This is a genomic window from Flavobacterium sp. 102 (genome assembly GCF_003634615.1).
Lineage (GTDB): Bacteria > Bacteroidota > Bacteroidia > Flavobacteriales > Flavobacteriaceae > Flavobacterium.
This window is the reverse complement of the sequence record NZ_RBKX01000001.1, coordinates 2,609,568-2,629,357: the sequence shown is the minus strand read 5'-3', so window position 1 is coordinate 2,629,357 and position 19,790 is coordinate 2,609,568. Positions and strand designations below refer to the sequence as shown.

The 19,790-nt window shown below is 34.6% G+C and carries 23 protein-coding genes; 16 read left to right on the top strand and 7 right to left on the bottom strand.

The window, feature by feature from the left end; translation table 11 throughout:
- Positions 1-35: 35 nt before the first annotated feature.
- From C8C84_RS11380 to C8C84_RS11370, 3 genes are all read left to right on the top strand, one after another.
- The gene (locus C8C84_RS11380; RefSeq protein WP_233549783.1) at positions 36-491 is read left to right on the top strand and encodes a DUF5362 family protein; all 456 of its coding nucleotides are present in this window, start codon (positions 36-38) and stop codon (positions 489-491) included.
- A 62-nt stretch (positions 492-553) separates the two neighbouring features.
- On the top strand, positions 554-739 hold the full coding sequence (locus C8C84_RS11375; RefSeq protein WP_121313761.1) for a hypothetical protein: 186 nt from the start codon (positions 554-556) through the stop codon (positions 737-739).
- Complete coding sequence (locus C8C84_RS11370; protein WP_121313760.1) at positions 729-1,271, top strand: Smr/MutS family protein; 543 nt, start codon at positions 729-731, stop codon at positions 1,269-1,271. Before C8C84_RS11375 ends, C8C84_RS11370 begins: the two co-directional genes overlap by 11 nt.
- 77 nt (positions 1,272-1,348) lie before the next feature.
- Here the strand turns inward: C8C84_RS11370 and C8C84_RS11365 are convergent, their stop codons facing one another.
- On the bottom strand, positions 1,349-1,720 hold the full coding sequence (locus C8C84_RS11365; RefSeq protein ID WP_121313759.1) for a hypothetical protein: 372 nt from the start codon (positions 1,718-1,720) through the stop codon (positions 1,349-1,351).
- A gap of 301 nt (positions 1,721-2,021) precedes the next feature.
- Between C8C84_RS11365 and C8C84_RS11360 the strand changes: the two genes are divergently transcribed.
- The 4 genes from C8C84_RS11360 to C8C84_RS11345 all read left to right on the top strand — a co-directional run bounded on the left by C8C84_RS11360 (position 2,022) and on the right by C8C84_RS11345 (position 4,930).
- Positions 2,022-2,354: a ribonuclease Z gene (locus C8C84_RS11360; RefSeq protein WP_121313758.1), complete on the top strand. Its 333-nt coding sequence runs from the start codon at positions 2,022-2,024 to the stop codon at positions 2,352-2,354.
- A 6-nt stretch (positions 2,355-2,360) separates the two neighbouring features.
- Positions 2,361-3,269 carry a ribonuclease Z gene (locus C8C84_RS11355; RefSeq protein WP_121313757.1) on the top strand — a complete coding sequence of 303 codons (909 nt, stop codon included), beginning with the start codon at positions 2,361-2,363 and terminating at the stop codon, positions 3,267-3,269.
- A 199-nt stretch (positions 3,270-3,468) separates the two neighbouring features.
- Positions 3,469-4,113 carry a pyridoxamine 5'-phosphate oxidase gene (gene pdxH, locus C8C84_RS11350; protein ID WP_121313756.1) on the top strand — a complete coding sequence of 215 codons (645 nt, stop codon included), beginning with the start codon at positions 3,469-3,471 and terminating at the stop codon, positions 4,111-4,113.
- 322 nt (positions 4,114-4,435) lie between these two features.
- Positions 4,436-4,930, top strand: a complete 495-nt coding sequence (locus C8C84_RS11345; RefSeq protein WP_121313639.1) for a CAP domain-containing protein — start codon at positions 4,436-4,438, stop codon at positions 4,928-4,930.
- 66 nt (positions 4,931-4,996) lie between these two features.
- Here the strand turns inward: C8C84_RS11345 and C8C84_RS11340 are convergent, their stop codons facing one another.
- From C8C84_RS11340 to C8C84_RS11325, 4 genes are all read right to left on the bottom strand, one after another.
- Positions 4,997-5,593 carry a PolC-type DNA polymerase III gene (locus tag C8C84_RS11340; RefSeq protein ID WP_121313755.1) on the bottom strand — a complete coding sequence of 199 codons (597 nt, stop codon included), beginning with the start codon at positions 5,591-5,593 and terminating at the stop codon, positions 4,997-4,999.
- A gap of 1 nt (position 5,594) precedes the next feature.
- Complete coding sequence (locus tag C8C84_RS11335; RefSeq protein WP_121313754.1) at positions 5,595-7,511, bottom strand: DUF294 nucleotidyltransferase-like domain-containing protein; 1,917 nt, start codon at positions 7,509-7,511, stop codon at positions 5,595-5,597.
- Between the two features lie 243 nt (positions 7,512-7,754).
- A complete protein-coding gene (locus C8C84_RS11330) occupies positions 7,755-9,281 on the bottom strand; it encodes a DEAD/DEAH box helicase (protein ID WP_121313753.1) in 1,527 nt (508 codons plus the stop codon).
- A gap of 75 nt (positions 9,282-9,356) precedes the next feature.
- Positions 9,357-9,872 carry a DUF6155 family protein gene (locus tag C8C84_RS11325; protein WP_121313752.1) on the bottom strand — a complete coding sequence of 172 codons (516 nt, stop codon included), beginning with the start codon at positions 9,870-9,872 and terminating at the stop codon, positions 9,357-9,359.
- Between the two features lie 83 nt (positions 9,873-9,955).
- On the opposite strand from C8C84_RS11325, the gene C8C84_RS11320 reads away from it, so the two are divergent.
- Positions 9,956-10,240: a DUF3817 domain-containing protein gene (locus C8C84_RS11320; RefSeq protein WP_121313751.1), complete on the top strand. Its 285-nt coding sequence runs from the start codon at positions 9,956-9,958 to the stop codon at positions 10,238-10,240.
- On the top strand, positions 10,233-11,495 hold the full coding sequence (locus C8C84_RS11315; protein WP_121313750.1) for a mechanosensitive ion channel family protein: 1,263 nt from the start codon (positions 10,233-10,235) through the stop codon (positions 11,493-11,495). The genes C8C84_RS11320 and C8C84_RS11315 overlap by 8 nt, the downstream gene beginning before the upstream one ends.
- On the opposite strand, the gene C8C84_RS11310 is transcribed toward C8C84_RS11315, so the two are convergent.
- Entirely contained in the window at positions 11,489-11,881 is a 393-nt protein-coding gene (locus tag C8C84_RS11310) for an acyl-CoA thioesterase (RefSeq protein WP_121313749.1), read from the bottom strand. The two genes, C8C84_RS11315 and C8C84_RS11310, sit on opposite strands and share 7 nt — an antisense overlap.
- A gap of 237 nt (positions 11,882-12,118) precedes the next feature.
- On the opposite strand from C8C84_RS11310, the gene C8C84_RS11305 reads away from it, so the two are divergent.
- The 7 genes from C8C84_RS11305 to C8C84_RS11275 all read left to right on the top strand — a co-directional run bounded on the left by C8C84_RS11305 (position 12,119) and on the right by C8C84_RS11275 (position 19,212).
- A complete protein-coding gene (locus C8C84_RS11305) occupies positions 12,119-13,411 on the top strand; it encodes an OmpA family protein (protein WP_121313748.1) in 1,293 nt (430 codons plus the stop codon).
- 181 nt (positions 13,412-13,592) lie between these two features.
- Complete coding sequence (locus C8C84_RS11300) at positions 13,593-13,991, top strand: glyoxalase (RefSeq protein WP_121313747.1); 399 nt, start codon at positions 13,593-13,595, stop codon at positions 13,989-13,991.
- A gap of 239 nt (positions 13,992-14,230) precedes the next feature.
- The gene (locus tag C8C84_RS11295; protein ID WP_121313746.1) at positions 14,231-14,944 is read left to right on the top strand and encodes an esterase family protein; all 714 of its coding nucleotides are present in this window, start codon (positions 14,231-14,233) and stop codon (positions 14,942-14,944) included.
- A gap of 39 nt (positions 14,945-14,983) precedes the next feature.
- The gene (locus C8C84_RS11290; RefSeq protein ID WP_121313745.1) at positions 14,984-15,931 is read left to right on the top strand and encodes a RimK family alpha-L-glutamate ligase; all 948 of its coding nucleotides are present in this window, start codon (positions 14,984-14,986) and stop codon (positions 15,929-15,931) included.
- A 28-nt stretch (positions 15,932-15,959) separates the two neighbouring features.
- Positions 15,960-17,069, top strand: a complete 1,110-nt coding sequence (locus tag C8C84_RS11285) for a carboxylate-amine ligase (protein WP_121313744.1) — start codon at positions 15,960-15,962, stop codon at positions 17,067-17,069.
- Between the two features lie 115 nt (positions 17,070-17,184).
- Positions 17,185-18,009 (top strand): type 1 glutamine amidotransferase, encoded by an 825-nt coding sequence (locus C8C84_RS11280; RefSeq protein WP_121313743.1) that lies wholly within the window; start codon positions 17,185-17,187, stop codon positions 18,007-18,009.
- A 9-nt stretch (positions 18,010-18,018) separates the two neighbouring features.
- On the top strand, positions 18,019-19,212 hold the full coding sequence (locus tag C8C84_RS11275) for a hypothetical protein (protein ID WP_121313742.1): 1,194 nt from the start codon (positions 18,019-18,021) through the stop codon (positions 19,210-19,212).
- On the opposite strand, the gene C8C84_RS11270 is transcribed toward C8C84_RS11275, so the two are convergent.
- Positions 19,209-19,757 (bottom strand): hypothetical protein, encoded by a 549-nt coding sequence (locus tag C8C84_RS11270; RefSeq protein ID WP_121313741.1) that lies wholly within the window; start codon positions 19,755-19,757, stop codon positions 19,209-19,211. The two genes, C8C84_RS11275 and C8C84_RS11270, sit on opposite strands and share 4 nt — an antisense overlap.
- Positions 19,758-19,790: the final 33 nt, after the last annotated feature.

Sequence of the window (19,790 nt, the reverse complement as noted above, 5' to 3'; positions counted from 1 at the left end):
ACCAATTTATAAACCAACCAAAAAAACTTTTAATTATGGAAAACCAAAACAATTTGACATTAAATGATTTAGCTATTGATTCGTTGAGAGAAAGCGCTAAATGGACTATGTTTTTATCAATCGTAGGATTTATTTTTATTGGCCTAATGCTTTTAGGAGGTATATTCATGACCATTACTTTTGCTGCAATTCCTGATGAAGCTGCTTTCGGAGCTTACAATCCGCTTGCAGCCATAAAAAATTATATTGGCATTATGTATTTGGTGATGGCGGCTATTTATTTTTTCCCCATTCTTTATTTATACAAATATTCAAAAGGTATAAAAGAAGGTTTGTCATTTAACAATGATGAGATGATTGCTGAAGGATTAGTGAACTTAAAATCACACCATAAGTTTTTGGGAATTATGACTATTGTTGTTTTGTCATTATATGTTTTAGCGATTATTGTTGGATTTATATTTGCTGCAAGTATGGCGAGTGGATTATAATTAATTACAAAATATACTTATTTAAAACCGACTATTTCAGTCGGTTTTTTTATTTTTGGTAAATGAAAAAAATAGTACTTCCGTTAATGATAGTGGCGATAGGCATTGGTTTATACGAACAAAGCAAAGCCCAACCCAATCTCTACATCATGATTGTAGCCATTGTCATCTTTATGTATGGTATGATGCGATTAAGCGCCAAAACACCAAGTAAACACTCAGAAACAGAAGAAGAAAATGATAACTAAAGGCGATAAAGTTTCAGTATTAGATGATGCCATTGATGGCGTTGTCGTTGATGTACAAGGCAACGAAGTGACTATTGAAACTACCGATGGTTTTAATTTGACTTTTAAAAGTAACGAGCTAATCAAGATTGGGAATACCAATGACATGAATTTCAGTTTTAATAAAAGTCAGGTTATAGCGGAAAAAGAAATTCCTAAACCCAATTATACCAACACAGAGAAAAAGTCTAAAAAGGAAATTCCGGTTCCCGATTTTGATTTACACATTGAAAAGTTGGTTAAAAACCATAAATCATTAAGTAACTACGATATATTGACCATTCAAACTGAAACTGCTAAACGTCACATCGAGTTTGCTATTCGAAACAGAATACCCAAAATCGTCTTTATTCACGGCGTAGGCGAAGGCATTTTAAAATCGGAACTCGATTTTATGCTCGGCCGCTATGATAACATAAGCTTTCAGGATGCCAATTTCCAGAAGTATGGTTCCGGTGCTACAGAAGTTTACTTCAAGCAGAATGTAAAATAAAAAAAGTCCCGTGGCATCGGGACTTTTCTTTTAAAACTAACCAATTATATTTAATCCAAACTTAACTTAAAATTTAATTAGGCAACGCTGCTTTCAGAAGTACTAACTTTTTTCAAAAGCGATCTGATTAAAACGCTGTTAGTATTGATACCAGAGTTGATTAAGGCTTTTTTGCTGAAGCTAACATTTGATTTACTACCGGTAGTAGTTTTGTTAGTTCCCATAAACCATACTGCGAAATCCATTGAAGCAATTGTAGTTTCTTTAGCGATAACAATTGAATCATTTTTAGCGATTGAAACTTCAGTTGAAGTTGTGTTTGTTACGGTTGCAACTTTAACTTCTTGACCAAAAACACCATTGCTTGACAAAACCAATAAAACGAATAAAACAAATAATCTAACGTTGGTTACATTTTTTTGAGCTATTCTGTTATTTGTTGTTTTCATAAGTGTGTTTTAATTTGTTTCTGATTTCTGGGTCAAAACTACTTCAAGACTATTCGCAACCGAAATTTTTTCGATAACTAACCTCAAAAGTCGTTTAATCGACAAAATCAATGAATTCAAGGGTTTTCGGCGTTTTTATCGTGCCGTTAGTCTAGAAAATGTTAAAAAAACAGGTATTTCACCGATGAAAAGCCAAAAATTTCTATGAACTACAACATCCAAATCACAAACCTTTGCACAATAGCCAAAAAATGGTAAAAACTTCCTAAATTAGCTTCGTATTAAATTATTTACTTCACCAATGAAAGTCGAACAAAAAGGCCACACTACTATTATTAAAGATACTCTAGGGCAAACCGAAGCGTTTTTAACCAAATTCACTCATGAATACAACAGTTATAAAAACACCAATCTTATTTTAGATTTGACGCACGATAAGAATTTAAAAATGGAAGACGTAAAGTCATTCACAGAACTCATCAAAAGCCACAAAAAACAAAAGAAGTCCATAGTGCTTGTAGCTGATAATGTTAACTTCAATGCGGTGCCCAAAAATATCATCTTGGTGCCAACGCTTTTAGAAGCTCACGACATTATAGAAATGGAAGAAATTGAGCGCGATTTAGGATTTTAAACCATTATGAAATTAACCATATTGGGTTGCTACGCAGCCACACCAAGAACGATAACCAATCCAACCGCACAAATACTGGAAATTCGCAACCGAATGTTTTTGATTGATTGCGGCGAAGGAACACAAGTGCAACTGCGTAAAAACAAACTCAAGTTTTCCAAAATCAACCACATCTTTATTTCGCATTTGCATGGTGACCATTTTTATGGACTCGTCGGATTGATTTCTACCTTTATGTTATTGAATCGCAAAACTGATTTGCATGTTTACGGACCAAAAGGAATCAAAGAAATTATTTTGTTACAATTGCGTTATTCTAATTCGTATACCGGTTACAATTTGTATTTTCACGAATTAGAGTCTAAAGAAAGTGAAGTCGTTTTTGAAGATGAAAAAGTAATCGTCAAAACCATTCCGCTAAAACACCGCGTTTATACCAATGGTTATTTGTTCCAGGAAAAACCCAAAGAACGCAAACTCAATATCGAAGCGGTAGAGAATTATAACATCGATACGGTTTACTACAGAAAAATAAAATACGGCGGCGATATTACTTTAGACAACGGAACCGTAATTCCTAATACCGAATTGACATTCGACCCGGAACCAACCAAAAGCTACGCGTTTTGCAGCGATACAATCTATGATGAAAGCATTATCCCATTGATTCAAGACGTAGATGTTTTGTACCATGAAGCCACTTTTCTCGAATCCGAGGCTGACAAAGCCGAAAAAACCATGCATAGTACGGCTAAAGAAGCGGCAGCCATTGCCAAGTTGGCCAACGTCAAACAATTACTGCTCGGACATTACAGCACGCGTTACAGCAGTATAGAGTTGTTTAAAGAAGAAGCAGAGACCATTTTTCCCAATGTACTGTTAGGCGATGACGGGAAAGTATTTGACTTTGATTAAGGTTAGGAGCGAATGGTTCGGGATTTATCGGCCCCGAAACTTCGGGGGCAATTCCTGCTGTCCATTACAATTTTTTGTTTTGTCATCCTGAGCTTGTCGAAGGACAAAACAAAAAGATTTCCATTTCCATCAGGGCTAAAAAGGAATCCATTTTTAATCTGAAAACTTAGTAACTTAGCAACTTCAAACTATTGCCACTATGAAAGACTTAAGCAACTACAGAAAATCATACGAGAAGAGCGAACTACTGGAAACCAACATTCCCGAAGATCCTATCAATCTTTTCCACAAATGGTTTTACGAAATGGAAGAATTTGGAGGCGTAGAAGAAGTCAATGCCATGACAGTAGCCAGCATAGGCTTAGACGGGTTTCCAAAGAGTAGAGTAGTGCTACTGAAAAAATTCACCGAAGAAGGATTCATTTTCTATACCAATTACAATTCTGAAAAAGGCAAAGCCATCCTCAATAATCCTAATATTTGTTTGTCTTTCTTTTGGCAAAGCCTGGAACGACAAGTTATTATAAAAGGAATTGCCGAGAAAACTTCCGATATCATTTCCGACAATTATTTTGATTCAAGACCCGATGGAAGTAAGTTAGGCGCCATAGTTTCAGCACAAAGCGAAACCATACCGTCAAGAGACTATTTAGACAACAAATTAAAGGAACTCGAAAAGGAATACGAAGGAAAACCAATTCCACGACCTAATTTTTGGGGTGGATTTATGGTTCGTCCAATAGAGGTTGAGTTTTGGCAAGGCAGACCAAATAGGTTGCACGACAGAATAAGATATAAACTAAAAGAGAACTATGTTTGGGAAATCAACAGGCTTTCTCCTTAAATGATATAAATAATGTTGAAAATTATGTAAACCACTCTTCGGAGTGGTTTTTTAGTTTTGTCCACATCGATATAAATCATCGACGAAATGCATAATAGTAAGAAAATATCTTATTAAATTTATATAATAGTGTATTTCAACGATTTTATTTGTATTTTAATCGGTGTTTTTGCTAATATTGTTCAAGAAAATAAAACAATACGTTCTTAAAAAACAAAATCTATAAAGTGTTTGCCCCACATCTACTTTATTAAAACCTGTCAAAATTAATCGAATAAAGTGTTTGCCCCACATCTACTTTATTAAAACTTAACCTACTACTATGAAAGCAAAAATGTTTAGAGCATTGTTGCCGCTAGCAATCGTGTTCACTATGGTGTCTTGTTCTTCTGACTCAGAAGGAACAACAGAAGACAAACAAGTTGTAACTACCTACAATTACAACGAGAATGAGTTAAAATTAGTTACGCTAATTAACGACTACCGCGAGAGCCTTGGATTAAACACCCTTCAAGTAATCAATCACATCTCTTACAAATCAGAAGAGCACAATTATTACATGATTGAAAAAAATGTGTTTAATCACGATTATTTTCAGCAACGATCAGACAACTTAATCAGAGTATTAGGAGCAGAAAGAGTAGGCGAGAATATTGCCTATAATTATCAAACTCCGGAAAGTGCATTTGCGGCTTGGTTAAACAGTCCGGCACACAAAGCTAACATAGAAGGTGACTACACGCACTTTGGAATTTCAGTTACAACAAATCCGGATACCGGAAGAAAATATTACACTAATATGTTAATAAAAAAATAGTTTGATTATTGTTTTGTTTGATTTTGACAGATCGCTAAAGCCCGTTTCCCCAAACGGGCTTTTTAGTTATTTAAAACCTAATCTTGTTTTCAATTTTAAAAACAATAAAGCAATTGAATAAGCATCATCAGAAGCTGAATTTCGCTCATTTACAGGAAGTTTGTAGTGTTTAACTAAATCCTCTATAGAAAAGGATTTATTAGTGATATCCATTAATTTTTGATGCATGATTTCAATATCTAAGGCTTCATTTTTCAATTTGCCGCATTCCATTTTCTCGAGCGCTTCATTAATCAGTTCGATATCAAAGTGTATTCGGTGCCCCACTAAAACCGCATTTTCAATATATTCTACTAATGCTTGAATGGCGTTATATTCGGAAAGTTTAGGCAACTTACTTTCGATTAAAAATTCATTGGACAAGCCATTATCATGTAAGTATTTGTATTGTAAAATTACTACTTCAAAATTGTCTCCGATTTTAATCACATCATTTATCACAGCGATAGCGCCAAAAGACAGAATTACATCTTTCTTCGGATTTAAACCGGTGGTTTCAGTGTTTAGAATTACGTACCTATTGGTTTTGGTTTCAAACTTTGACAAGTAGGTTTTCCAAAAGTCGGGGTATTCTTTATTGATATTTTTAATCCAACCCAGCATATTAGGAGAATTGTGTTAATTGAAATTTATCCTTGATCAGTTCTTCTAATTCTCTCATTGGAGCTAAGGCATTTTTTAATTTTTCTTTATCAACTTTGGTAAGTTCTTCAATATTGATAAAATCTCCGGAATTGTCATTTTTTAAGCCTTCTAAAGTTCTAAATTTAGACAATATCAAGAAAGCATCGGCACAATTCAAATAGATTTCAGAGAATTTAGGATCAATTAAAGCCAATTGTTTGAAACGTGAATAAGTATTGTTGATTCCTCTTAAATTCATGCTGATGGCAAAAAGTCGAGCACCATCAACTAATGGCATGATAGCTCTATTTTTGATATCAAATTTACCTTTGTTTTCACCTTCTTCTTCCAAATTAAATTTTTTGAAAAAGTTAAGCGGTGGATTTTTGCGAAGTGCATCATTGCCAAGATAATCAAAGAACAGCGCATTATTTTTAGTATTGCTAAAGATCAAATCGGCAATAGTATCTTCAATTTTTCCTTCACCAAAAGCAATTTCAAAATCAAAAAAGATACTACTGATATCATTGGAAGTTTCTCCCGGTGTTTTCATCCAATTATTGTACTGTTTCATCCAGTCGCTCAATGATTTACACCAAAGCATATTGCTCGCCATATGGCCATTTGGACAAAATTGGTAACCTACTTTTTCCAAAATGGTTGTAGTTCTTTTGGACAATTTCAAGAAATAATCTTTAACATCACGGTATTTTTCCGGTGCTACATCTTCAAAAATCAGAATACTGTCTTGGTCGGTTAACAAAAGTTGTTCTTTTCGCCCTTGACTTCCAATACTCAACCAAGCAAATCGCGATGGAGGAGAACCTAAGTCAAGAATTGCCAATTCTACTGAACGTTTTATAATTGCGGTGATAATTTCGCCAGTAATATTATAAATATGAGGAAGCGGAATATTTTTAGCGATTGAGGATTGAATCAAATCGGTTAGTTTTTCACGGACCAATTTCAATTCTTTAGGCGATAGGGAACGTTTAATTTCCTTAATTAAAACGCCAGGATTATTAGCTTGCGCAACAATTAAGTCGTGTTCAGAAATAATACCTTTTACTTCAGATTTATCAGAACCATCATTAGTGACACACAAATGACTGACATTGTATTTCAATAATAACAATTGGGCTTCAGCAACAGAGACATTTTCAGGTACTGTAATTACTGGCGACGACATAATTTTGTCTACAGTAGTTGAAATAGGGAAGCGTCCATTGGCAATTTTGGTTCTGAAATCAGTATCAGTAACAATTCCAATAGGGCAATTTTGTTCAATAATGATAGCGCTGTCGATTAAATTTTCGGTCATCAATTGGGCAGCATCTTTCACAGCTGCATTTCCGGCAATTTTCAGAGGCGTTTTATTATAGGCCAATGACTGAAAATATTGTATTTCGTTGGTTTGATTTTCAGTGTAAACGTTGTCAGTGATAAGCTTTCCGCGATTTTCTTTGTCAAATGGATTACGCGTATTGGTGGCAAAACTTTCTAATAAAAAGTCCAAAACTTGAGGGTTTTGTGCCACAAAAGGTTTGAAGGCACTAATAGGAACAGCATAAACAATGCTGTCTTCACGTGATTTGGCGGTCATCATATAATTGTTTTTAGCAAAAAAAGGACGCAGACCAAAAACATCTCCGGGATAACATTTGTTTAATAAAGTTTCTTCAGAATCGGCAATCACAGAAAGATTAATTACTCCGGAAGCTACAACATAAAAACTATCATGTAATTTATCATCAATTTTGAATAAAACTTTGTGCTTGTCCAAGTTGACAACGCCAATATTGGTTACAACTTGAGTCAGTTCATCATAACTCAAATAATTAAAAGGCGGATATTCTTTTAAAAAGTTGGCAATATTTTCAGCAATTGAATTACTCATAGCATTAATTGAATTTAATCAGATTGATTTGACTGCACAAAAATAGTAAAGGTTTAGGCAAGTTAGAGAGTGATTGTTAAAAAACATTTCAAAACTAAAGAAAGCAATAGTGTTGTATGTTTTAAAAATTCTATTTTACATAATATAAATTATAGTTTCAAAAGTACGCGTTTTTGTGTTTTAATTATCATTTGTAAATATCTGTAAAATAACAATCTAATTTACCTTACTTAAACTATCGTATTATAAATTTAATTCACGAAACTTTTTTCCTATTGCTAAAGTTAATTTGGTTTTATAATCTTCAATTAACCATTCGCGGTAATTCTTACTCGTTTTTCCTAAGCAATTTACAAATCGTCTGACGCGACTTTCAATATCATCGCCTAAAATTTTAGACAACATTCGTGCCGCATTCAAATCTGAAGTATTTTCAACACACATTAAAGCATGTTGGTTAATCGATTTTTCAAGGACTTCTTTAGAACGCAAATTTAAAGCCGCATTCTTTTTAAATTCTTCTTCAATATCCATATCAATGTTAGAAGTTTTGGCAAACAATTTACGCGTTACTTCCGGCATGGTATATTTGAAACCGTATTCAATTTCGGCATCATCACGCAGACTTTCCAAGTAATATTCCGGAGATTTAAATATATGCTGCCAATCAACCGGATCATTCCACAAACCAAATCGCAAAGCATTGTTTCCTAAGTCGATAACGGTAAAATTATCTTTATGTGGCAATTTACGCGAACCACGGCCAATCATTTGAAAATATAAAGTCAATGATTTCGTAGCTCGATTTAAAATTATGCTTTCCACTGTTGGTTCATCAAATCCTGTAGTTAAAATGCCAACCGAAGTTAAAATGGCGTCCGGAGTCTTTTTGAACCATTGTAAAATATCTTTTCTATCTTCAGCTGACGTTGTATTGTCTAAGTGTTTTATTGGATAACCGGCTTCTTTAAAAGTATCGTACACATACAACGAAGTATTGATACCATTATTGAAAATCAACGTTTTTTTGCCCAATGATTTCTCTGTATAAGCATGCAATAATTTTTCTTGCATGATCATATTCATATACAAATCGTCGGAAGATTTTACGGTATAATCACCGTTGATTCCCACTTTAAGCGAAGTCAGTCCAACATCGTAACTGTAAGTCGTAGCTTTCGCCAAAAAGCCTTTGTCTATAAGCGATTGAATGGTGTCGCCTACAATCAATTCATCATAATTGTGATGCATTGGCAACTTAATATTTGAACTCAAAGGTGTTGCTGTAACCCCTAAAATGAAAGATTTTTTAAATTGGCTGAGCAGTTTCCGAAACGAATTATAATGCGCTTCGTCAATAATCACCAAACCTACATTATCAATCATCAGTTTCTCATCGTTTAAACGATTTTTCAACGTTTCCACCATCGCTACAAAACAAGAATATTCATCTTGATCGGGCAATTCTTTGATATTACTGTTGATGATTTTGTTTTTGACATCAAAGCCTTTAAGCATTTTGGAAGTTTGCTTGCAAAGCTCAATTCGGTGTGTTAAAACAACCACTTTCTTATCGTGTTGGGATAAATAACGGCGAACAATTTCGGAGAAAATTACGGTTTTTCCACCGCCGGTTGGTAATTGGTACAACAAATGATGGTTTTCCGGACCATTATCTAATCGTTCAAAAATTTTGTCAATATCGCCCTTTTGGTAACCGTAAAGTTCCTTTTTCTCTTCAATTTCGGCGTTAAAATCTTTATGAGACATGGTGATTTGTACAATTTTGCAAAAGTACACCTAAAAAGGAGTTCTCACACAATTTAATTTCCAAATAACAAAAAATTAATATTCGAGTCTTTCTACAACGGCCATAAACTCGTACTGATTGAACCAGTTTTGAGCAGCACTTTCATCTTTGACTGCCACTACTCTATTTTTAAAGTCATGCAGAATTCCCTTTTCTATCATAAAGCTAACTGCTTGCTGGTAAGAAGTCAGCATGCTTTTGAAGAATAATTCTTGTTTAACTACCTTTTCAGCAGAAAAAGTCTGTGCAATTTCAATATTGTAAAGCATGATATCGGCAATGATAAAGGAATCAACGCCCAGTGATATGAAGTGTTTGATGAATTTTTGGGCAACAGAACGACGCATTTTAGATTTCTTTCCCTTTACCGGAAAATATTCGTTAGAGATTTTAAACTTAGCTTCACGAACCAATTTGTCTTCATTGGGATTAAAGGCAAAATTGTAATAAACTTTTACATCACTGAATTTGTCGTACAGTTCTATAATTTGCTCTTCCAATTGCGCTTTGGAAAGTTCATTCAGGTATTTCTTCAAATCTCTTTTACTCATCTCATTTTTATACTAACAAAAGTAAACGCTTTTTGGTTCTTTATTGATGTTATTACTTAATTTTGCGTTTAAATAAAAAAAACATGACCAAACTTTTCAAGTTCACTGCCATTGCTGAAGGAATATCCTATTTAGTTTTATTTTTTAATATGTTAGTAATCAAACCTTCCAATTTGGATTTGTATAAAACATTATTATTCCCAATAGGAATGGCGCATGGTGTTTTGTTTATTGGTTATGTGGTATTGGCATTTGCTATTTTTAAAAGTCAAAAATGGAGTTTAAAAGAACTTGCGATAGTTCAATTGGCGTCATTATTTCCGTTTGCTACTTTTTATGTAGAAAGAAAATATGTGAAGAATGCATAAAATCGTCGATAAAATATTTGGTTGGAGTTATCCGCTGTTCAAAAAATGGGATTTTGGCGAAACACTATCTTCCTATTTGAGTTTGGCGATAAACATCGTGGTGCTAATGATAATTGTTTATGCAATCTATCGGGTATTCCGATATGTATTGGTAAGAAGTATGATTATTGTTGCCAGAAGAACCAAAACCAGATTCGATGATTTATTGGTCTCCAATAAGACTGCTAAATACATTGCCCATTTGATTCCGCTATTGTTTATCTACAAATCAGTTCCAATTATTTTAGAAAACTTTGTTTATTGGGAAGGCATTTTCGGAAAACTCGTTGGTATTTATATCGTATTGCTGACTTTGTGGATTATCAAAACCATTCTTAATGCTTTTCGTGATCATTTAAAATCAAACCCGTCTTACAGTGATAAGCCTATTGATAGTTACATTCAGGTTATCATGATAGTGTTGTGGGTTTTTGGTTTTATCATGATTATTTCCAAAATATTTGAAATCAGTACCGGTGCAATGTTGGGAACATTCGGAGCTATTTCTGCTATTATCATTTTGATATTCAGAGATACCATTTTGGGATTTGTAGCCAGTGTTCAGGTTTCCTTAAATGATATGGTTCGCATTGGTGATTGGATTACATTTGACAAATTTGGTGCCGATGGAGACGTAATCGAAATAAATTTGGCGACCGTAAAAGTTCGAAATTTTGACAATACTACCACTACTATTCCAACTTACAGCATGATTTCAGATTCCTTCAGAAACTGGCGCGGTATGCTGGATTCGAATGGTAGAAGAATCAAAAGGCACATTTTAATTAAGGCCAACAGCATTCGTTTTTTAAACGAAAAAGAATTAAGAGAGTTGAAGAAAATCCAATTGGTAACCAATTATATTGAACACCGTCAAAATGAAATTGAGAAGTTTAATCAAATGCACAATATTGATAAATCACTGCTCATTAACGGAAGGAATATGACTAATTTTGGGTTGTTCCGAAAATACATTACCCAGTATTTAAGCCAATATCCGGGTTTGAATAAAGATATGATATTGCTTTGTCGACAGTTGCAACCAACGCCGCAGGGAATTCCATTGGAAATTTATACTTTTTCGAATGATAAGCGGTTTGAGAATTACGAATACATTATGTCCGATATTTTCGATCATATTTTTGCTTCTATTCCCTATTTCGACTTAGAAATTTATGAAATGCCTTCCGGTAAAAGTGATTTTGTAGATCAATAACCGCCCAATCTGTCCTGAATATATTCAATTTGCGTTTTTCCGTGTGGTTTTGGTTTCCCATCCGAGCCAAGACTTACCATAGTAATAGAGTCAATAGTGATAATGATTTCACGTGTCATCATGTTTCTTACTTGACAAGTCAAAGTCAATGAAGAACCACCGAATTTAACAACATCAATACCTATTTCAATAATATCGCCTTGCTTAGCCGAACTTCTGAAGTTAATCTCGGACATGTGTTTGGTTACAATTTTAGGATTTTCCAATTGAATAATGGAATAGAGAGCCAATTCTTCATCTATCCAAGCCAATAGTCTTCCGCCAAACAAAGTGCTGTTAGGATTTAAATCTTCCGGTTTTACCCATTTTCTGGTATGAAATCTCATATTGATCTGTTTTTATTAGCAAAACAAAATTAACCATTTCAGTCAGAGCACTTCCAAAAATTGGCAAATCATTAACCGAAATCGATTTCAAAGACACAGCCAATATTAATTTATGATTAAATTTAGAATTAAAACCTAGTCACTTCTGCCATTAATAGGTAAAAAAGTTGATTATTAATTGTAAACATTTATATTTGTAATGATTTTAACATTTTTAATAATCGCAAATAAACATATATGAAGAATTTTCTACTACTTTTAACTGCTATTTTTTCCTTTAATTTTTCAAATGCACAAGTCGCAGTTGATACTACCGGTACTTTAGGAGATAGTTATAACAGATGGACTATAGATGTTTATGCCGGACAAGCCAAAGGTATTAAACCATATGCTGACGGTTATTACTCAAGCGATCCTTCTAGATCTTTCGGTGGATTTCAAGTAAATTCTTTCGGAGCAGCTGCTCGCTATATGTTAAGCCCAAAGTTTGGTTTAAAAATGGATTTAAATTATGATAAATTCACCAATCAAAAAGGCAGTGGAAGTTTAGACTTTGAAACTTACCAATACAGAGTAGGATTTCAAGGTGTTGTCAATGCGGTTAGATTGTTTGGATTAGAAGATTCTGTCGGACGTTTTGGTTTGTTATTGCATGGAGGTCTTCAAATATCCAGAATGCACTCAGACCTTTTAGACAAAGACGAACTTAATGGAGGATTAATCGTTGGATTTTCTCCTCAGTTCAGAATTTCAAACTCTCTCTCTGTTGTAGGCGATATCAGTCTTTTGAATAATTTCAGACAACATTTGAGTTGGGATGGATCTTATGCCGACAGCTCAGAAAACTTATCAGGACAAATGATTGTTATGACTCTTGGACTTTCTTATTCATTCGGTAATGAAAAAATCCACGGAGATTGGGCAATTATTCAGGATAAGAAAGACAAAGAAATTGAAGCTTTGAATGGCAGAATCGGTGAAATTGAAACCTTAATGAATGATTCTGATAAAGATGGTGTTCCTGATTATTTAGATGCTGAAAACAATTCTCTTGCCGGAGTTGCCGTGGATACAAAAGGAAGAATGGTTGATAAAAACACGAATGGTGTTCCTGATGAATTAGAAAAATACATTGACAATACAATTACCAACAATAATAATGTTGCTTTGTCTAAAAATATGATTGAGCAATTAATCAATGAAGGTTATATTGCTGCTTATTTTGACAAGAGTAACTCACAACCTACACCTGCTTCAGCAGACAACATCGGATTTGTGTTGAACTACTTAAGAAATAATCCAACGGCATCTGTAGAGATTTCGGGTTATGCTGACGAAGTTGGGGACAGTGCTAAAAATGAGAAACTGGCTTCTACAAGAGCTGAGAATGTCAAAGCAATCTTAATCAAAGCCGGAATCAATCCTTCAAGATTGAATGCTAAAGGAGCCGGAATTGACAGCTCAGTCGATAAGAACTCTGACTACGCCAGACGCTTAGTTCGCAAAGCGGTATTCAAGATAACTAATTAACAATTAATTATTAATAACTATAAAATGACCTCTGTTTTACGACAGAGGTTTTTTTATAACTTTAAAAAAACAATGGAAGCCAGTGATATTTGATATTAAGAGGAAAACTACCAGTGACAGTAAGGTACGCGAACTTTAGTCCGCTTTAAATAACATATAAACCCACTAATACAATCCCGATATGGAAGCCAGAGATAACAATGTTCTAGAGTTAAGAGGAGAATCTTTAGGAACGATAACCAGTCAGTCCTCGCTTGAGGAAGTTTTTCAAAACAAAACCCTTCGTCCTATTTTAAAGTTACAAAATGATTTGTTCATTCAAGTTTTTATCAATTATGCAATGAAACAAAAGAATGTTTTCTTTTCTCTTACACCCGAAAAGAAAATGGCCTACGTAGAAAATGTTATCCAAAGAGATATCAAATTCAGAAACTCTTTGAAAGGTATGGTCATTGCCTTTTTTACTTTAGACGAATATGCAGAATATATCCAAAATTCTTCCAATATCAATAAACGCATGATGAATATGTTGATTGAAAGACTTAAAAGTCAAATTCAATTAATTGAACTCGTAGCCTAATTGGTTATATTTTTATGCTACAAAAACAGTTTTAACTACTGTTTATCTATACTTACGGGATTTATATTGTTGTTATTCTTGACAATAATTAAATTCCGTATTTGTATTTAGTGCTTTTTTTGGAGAATTTTCAAAAACTAAATATCATTAAATATTTTATCGTAAAACTTAATAAGATTCAAAGTTTTACATATTTCACAACAAATTTTTCATTATAATTGTTAAAATGAATAACAATTATGAAAGAAGAATATTTTAAATGGTATTCGCCTAATTTGAGCCGTGAAATCGAAATGTTGGTTTTTGGACATTCGGGATATCCGGTAATCCTCTTCCCTACTTCTATGGGAAGTTACCACGAAAATAAAGACCAAGGTTTAATAGAAAGTGCCCGATGGTATATTGATCAAGGTTTGATACAAATCTTTTGTCCTAATAGCATAGACAAAGAAAGTTTCTACAATAAAAACATCCATCCTGTTCATCGCATCCAAAACCATGTTTGGTACGATAAAATGATTTGCCACGAAATTGTAGAAAAGATAAGAAATAACACTTACGCTGGAAAAGTAGCGGTAGCCGGCTGTAGTTTTGGTGGTTATCATGCAGCAAATTTTGCTCTCAAACATCCGGGTTATGTCAGTCATATGTTTTCGCTAAGCGGAGCCTTTTCCATTAAAAGTTTTATGGATGGTCATTGGGACGATAATGTATTCTACAATAGTCCGGAAGATTATTTACACGGATTAAACGACGCTGAATTATGGAATATGGACATCATACTCGGCACTTCCAATTGGGACATTTGTTTTGATGCCAATTTGAAGTTGAGCAAAATTCTTTCCCAAAGAGACATTCCGCATTGGTTAGACGTTCGCCAAGACCGAGAACACGATTGGCCGGTTTGGCGCGAAATGTTTCCACATTATTTATCCAGAATTAAGTTTTTTTAAAAGAATACAAAATAAGACAAAATAATAAACAACAGAGTTATGAAAAAGATTGGTATTTTATTCGGAATGGAAGACACTTTTCCTTATGCGTTTATCGAAAGAGTAAACTCAAAAAACGAAAAAGGAATTATCGCTGAAGCCGTTTCCATAGACAAAGTAGTGCAAAACAAAGGTGGTGAATATGCCGTAATTATAGACAGAATTTCACAAGACGTTCCTTTTTATCGTGCGTATTTAAAAAATGCTGCACTCACGGGAACCAACGTAATCAATAATCCATTTTGGTGGAGTGCCGATGATAAATTTTTTAATAATGCTTTAGCGGATACACTGGGCGTTCCACTACCAAACACGGTAATTTTGCCTTCTGCGGAACATCCGACCGATACAACTTCAAAATCATTCAGAAATCTTAAATATCCTATGGATTGGGAAGGTATTTTCGAATACATCGGTTTTCCGGCTTATATGAAACCCTATGCCGGTGGTGGTTGGAAAAATGTTTACCGATTAGAAAACAAGGAAGAATTTTGGCAAAAACACCAAGAAACCGGACAGTTGGTAATGCTTTTACAAGAGGAAATTGTCTTCGATGATTATTATCGTGTGTATTGTTTGGGCGGAAAGGCCGTTCGCATTATGCCATACGAACCAAGAAATCCGCACCATTTAAGATATGTAGTCGAAAATCCAAATACGGACAAAAAACTAATGGCAACGATTAAAGATTACACGCTTCGTCTTTGCAAAGGTTTAGGTTATGATTTCAATACCGTTGAATTTGCTGTTCGTGACGGAATTCCATACGCCATCGATTTTGGAAATCCTGCTCCGGATGCAGAATATACTTCAGTTGGTGCCGAAAATTTTGAATGGGTTGTAGAAGAAGCGGCTCAAATGGCGATAGCTTTCGCTAAAAAGCAAAAACCGGGCAAAATCAACTTGACTTGGGGCGATTTTATCAAAAACGCAGCCGCAGAGAAATAACACTTTCCTTTAATTTAAAAGTGAAATAATGACGAAGAAATTACCCGTATTTACCTTAGGTGTAGAAGAAGAATATCAAATTATAGATCCTGAAACCCGCGATTTGCGGTCACATTTATCCAAAATTGTAGATGGTGCTAAGATCATTTTAAACGAACAGGTAAAAGCCGAAATGCACCAATCCGTCGTTGAAGTTGGCACCAATATTTGTAAAAACGTCAAGGAAGCCAAAGCCGAAATCCGCTTTCTGAGAAGTAAAATAGTAGAATTGGCCTCCAAACAAAACCTAGTTGTCGGTGGCGCCGGAACACATCCGTTTTCTCGTTGGCAAGACCAACCTATTACTGACGATCCAAGATACCATCACATTGTCAACGAATTGCAAGATGCAGCACGTTCCAATCTGATTTTTGGGATGCATTGTCACGTCGGAATAGAAAATCGTGAAATTGGTTTACAGCTAATGAATCAGGCGACTTATTTCTTACCGCATATTTTTGCGTTGTCTACCAATTCACCTTTTTGGGAAGGAAGAAATACCGGTTATAAATCGTTTAGAACTAAAGTATTTGATAAATTTCCACGTACAGGTTTGCCGGAATATTTTGATAGCGTTCAAGCATATGACAACTATTTGGAGACTTTGGTCAAAACCAAATGCATCGACAATCCGAAGAAAATTTGGTGGGATTTGCGTTTGCATCCGTTCTATGACACGATTGAATTTCGTATCACAGACATGAGTTTGACCGTTGATGAAGCGATGTGTATTGTTGCCGTCATTCAAGCCATTGTTGCAAAATTATACAAATTGACTATGGCAAACACCAGTTTCAATATTTACAGAATTGCTTTGATTAAGGAAAATAAATTCCGTGCCGCAAGATATGGCGTTGAAGGCAATATGATTGATTTTGGTTTGCAACAAGAAGTCAATACCAAATGTCTGATCCTCGAATTACTTGAATTTATTGACGATGTGGTTGACGAATTAGGCAGTCGTGACGAAATCAACTACGTTCACACCATTCTAAATGAAGGAACCGGAGCCGATAAACAATTAGCTGTTTTCAATTACACGCAAGATTTGACAAAAGTAGTTGATATGATTACCAGCGAATTTACCAGAGGTTTATAGTTGTACGTTATAAGTTGTAGGGCAATATTTGTTGATAGCCTTTTGAAAACTTACAACCCAGAACATACAACCCACAACCATAAAAGTTATCTTTGCGTTACCAAATTGTAAAAAAATGAGTCACCCCATTCGCATAGCGATTTTAGATATGTACAACGGAGAACCGAATCAAGGAATGCGCTGTATTATTGATATTGTCAACCGATTTAACCAAATAGTTACCTTTCAAATTTTTGATGTCAGAGGAAAATCAGAGTTTCCGGACATTCAGAAATATGATATTTTTATTTCCACCGGCGGACCGGGAAATCCTTTAGAAGGCGATGGTTGGGATTTAAAATGGTATGATTTTGTGGATCAATTATGGCATTGGAACAAAGAACAAAAAGTTAAAAAACACATGTTGTTTATCTGTCATTCTTTCCAAATGGCTTGTCATCATTTCGGATTGGCAACAATCAATAAAAGAAAGGCTACTTCTTTCGGCGTAATGACCATTCACAAAACAGAAGCCGGAACTAACGACCCGGTTTTAGAAGGTTTGAATAATCCTTTTTATGCCATTGATAGTCGCGATTACCAAGTGGTTCAGCCTAAGCTGAGCATTTTCAGCAAAAAAGGCGCCATGATTATCGCTTTGGAAAAAATGAGAACGCATGTAGAATACGAACGTGCCATTATGGGTGTTCGTTTTTCGGATGAATTCGTTGGCTTACAATTTCATCCCGAAGCTGATGCGTTGAGTTTTGTTGCCAATTTAAAAAACAAAGAAAGACGCGAACACATTATCGCCATGAAAGGTAAAACCAAGTTTCGCGATATGTTAGAAGATTTATTAGACGAAGACAAAATCTATAAAACCAACGAAACCATTATTCCGAATTTCTTACGCATAGCCATTAATGACTTGATGAAACATAGAAAATCGCTTTCCAATTAGATTTATAAAATGAATCCAAAATACCGCCAACTTTTCAACGACAACTTTACCGTGGCCAAATACGACGCCATGCAAGCAGATATCACTTCTGATTTCGATTATAAAGTGACGTTCCGAATTGGTGAAACTCCTTTTTTTATTCCGAATTCGTTAAAAGAACAATTACTAGAAGGTTGTCAGGAAGTTATTAGTTTCATTCAAAAGAACGAATTCAAATCACTTACCGATAGAGCTTTAGAATTAAACAGAAAAGTGCCGAATGAAGACAATCACACTACTTTTTTAGCGATTGATTTTGGCATTTGTGAAGAAGATTGCGAAATTGTACCAAAGCTGATTGAAGTACAAGGTTTCCCTTCGTTGTTTAATTTTCAGAATCATTTGTCCCAAAAATTTGTCAACCATTACCCTTTTCTGTCTGAGTTGACGCCATTTTTTAATGGATTGAATCCGGAAAGTTATTTGAGACTAATAGAAGAAGTAATTTGCAATGACTTACCAAAAGAGAATGTAATCCTGTTAGAAATCGAACCTGAAAAGCAAAATACTAAGATTGATTTCTACTATTGTCACAGCGATTTAGGCATTCCAGTAGTTTGTGTGACCGAATTGTATGAAAAAGAGAACCAACTTTTCTATAAAAATACTCAAGGCGAAGAAACGCAAGTGAAGCGCATATACAATCGCGTGATTTTTGATGAATTAGATTTGCGCACCGATTTGCAATTGAACTTCGATTTCTCGAAAGAATACGATGTAGAATGGGCAGGTCATCCGAATTGGTTTTTCAGAATCAGTAAGTTCATCTTACCCTATTTAAAAGGAAAATATTTCATCGAAACCACTTTGCTTTCCGACTTAACAGCAATCCCAACCGATTTAGAAAATTATGTTTTGAAACCATTATTTTCTTTCTCAGGCAGCGGTGTGATTTTTCACGTAAAGCCCGGAGATATTGAAGCTGTAGAAGAAAAAGATTTATACATATTACAGAAAAAAGTCAACTATAAACCCATCATTCAATCACCAGACGGAAAAGTAAAGGCAGAAGTTCGAATACTGGCCGTTTGGAAAAAAGACGCTCCATCTCCCACTCTAGTCACCAATTTAGTTCGATTAAGTCGTGGTGAAATGATTGGTGTCAAATTCAACAAAGACAAAGATTGGGTTGGCGGAACAGTTGGCATGTTTGAACAAGACTAACCTAAATAAGTCTTCTTTACTTCCAAAAAGCTTTTAGGAGTGTGCACCAATTCGTTTACAATTTCGCTTCGCAAAGTTTCTAAATCATCATATTGTAAATACTTCGCCCAATCGTCTTGGGTCAAGACTTCTTTGATAGTTCTGATGGTTTTGGCAGTATCTTTGGCGTTTCTTAAAACCACTTTTTCATTGTCATCTGCCGAGAGTTTGTGGTAAAAATTAACTTCTTTGGTTTCCCTATTTACTTTGACATAAAACAACTTCGAAGTGTCATCATTAGAATAAAAATCAGTCCATTGTGCAAAGGCAACCGTGATGTTTTGGTTTTTAAATTCCGTTAATGGAATTAATCGCCAATGACAATTCGCTACTCGACCCCAATGATTGGAAATGCGATACAAACCTTCAGCCGTAAAAATATATTGACTACCTGATTGACTGGTATAATTGATTTTTAAATCCTTGATTTGGTTAAAAGGCACTTCTTTCCAAATACAAAAGGTATGGGAATGAAAGTTTAGTTTGGTATAGGTTTTATTGGTCATAAATTTTTACCGCAGATTATTTTATAATGTTTT

Bases quoted from the DNA above. Each gene is read 5' to 3' on its own strand.
- C8C84_RS11300 (WP_121313747.1), top strand. From the start codon at position 13,593: ATGGAAGCCAGAGATAACAATGTTCTAGAGTTAAGAGGAGAATCTTTA.
- C8C84_RS11370 (WP_121313760.1), top strand. From the start codon at position 729: ATGATAACTAAAGGCGATAAAGTTTCAGTATTAGATGATGCCATTGAT.
- C8C84_RS11380 (WP_233549783.1), top strand. From the start codon at position 36: ATGGAAAACCAAAACAATTTGACATTAAATGATTTAGCTATTGATTCG.
- C8C84_RS11335 (WP_121313754.1), bottom strand. From the start codon at position 7,511: ATGAGTAATTCAATTGCTGAAAATATTGCCAACTTTTTAAAAGAATAT.
- C8C84_RS11330 (WP_121313753.1), bottom strand. From the start codon at position 9,281: ATGTCTCATAAAGATTTTAACGCCGAAATTGAAGAGAAAAAGGAACTT.
- C8C84_RS11280 (WP_121313743.1), top strand. From the start codon at position 17,185: ATGAGTCACCCCATTCGCATAGCGATTTTAGATATGTACAACGGAGAA.
- C8C84_RS11355 (WP_121313757.1), top strand. From the start codon at position 2,361: ATGAAATTAACCATATTGGGTTGCTACGCAGCCACACCAAGAACGATA.
- C8C84_RS11340 (WP_121313755.1), bottom strand. From the start codon at position 5,593: ATGCTGGGTTGGATTAAAAATATCAATAAAGAATACCCCGACTTTTGG.
- C8C84_RS11285 (WP_121313744.1), top strand. From the start codon at position 15,960: ATGACGAAGAAATTACCCGTATTTACCTTAGGTGTAGAAGAAGAATAT.
- C8C84_RS11295 (WP_121313746.1), top strand. From the start codon at position 14,231: ATGAAAGAAGAATATTTTAAATGGTATTCGCCTAATTTGAGCCGTGAA.
- C8C84_RS11325 (WP_121313752.1), bottom strand. From the start codon at position 9,872: ATGAGTAAAAGAGATTTGAAGAAATACCTGAATGAACTTTCCAAAGCG.
- C8C84_RS11320 (WP_121313751.1), top strand. From the start codon at position 9,956: ATGACCAAACTTTTCAAGTTCACTGCCATTGCTGAAGGAATATCCTAT.
- pdxH (WP_121313756.1), top strand. From the start codon at position 3,469: ATGAAAGACTTAAGCAACTACAGAAAATCATACGAGAAGAGCGAACTA.
- C8C84_RS11305 (WP_121313748.1), top strand. From the start codon at position 12,119: ATGAAGAATTTTCTACTACTTTTAACTGCTATTTTTTCCTTTAATTTT.
- C8C84_RS11310 (WP_121313749.1), bottom strand. From the start codon at position 11,881: ATGAGATTTCATACCAGAAAATGGGTAAAACCGGAAGATTTAAATCCT.
- C8C84_RS11360 (WP_121313758.1), top strand. From the start codon at position 2,022: ATGAAAGTCGAACAAAAAGGCCACACTACTATTATTAAAGATACTCTA.
- C8C84_RS11375 (WP_121313761.1), top strand. From the start codon at position 554: ATGAAAAAAATAGTACTTCCGTTAATGATAGTGGCGATAGGCATTGGT.
- C8C84_RS11315 (WP_121313750.1), top strand. From the start codon at position 10,233: ATGCATAAAATCGTCGATAAAATATTTGGTTGGAGTTATCCGCTGTTC.
- C8C84_RS11345 (WP_121313639.1), top strand. From the start codon at position 4,436: ATGAAAGCAAAAATGTTTAGAGCATTGTTGCCGCTAGCAATCGTGTTC.
- C8C84_RS11270 (WP_121313741.1), bottom strand. From the start codon at position 19,757: ATGACCAATAAAACCTATACCAAACTAAACTTTCATTCCCATACCTTT.
- C8C84_RS11365 (WP_121313759.1), bottom strand. From the start codon at position 1,720: ATGAAAACAACAAATAACAGAATAGCTCAAAAAAATGTAACCAACGTT.
- C8C84_RS11290 (WP_121313745.1), top strand. From the start codon at position 14,984: ATGAAAAAGATTGGTATTTTATTCGGAATGGAAGACACTTTTCCTTAT.
- C8C84_RS11275 (WP_121313742.1), top strand. From the start codon at position 18,019: ATGAATCCAAAATACCGCCAACTTTTCAACGACAACTTTACCGTGGCC.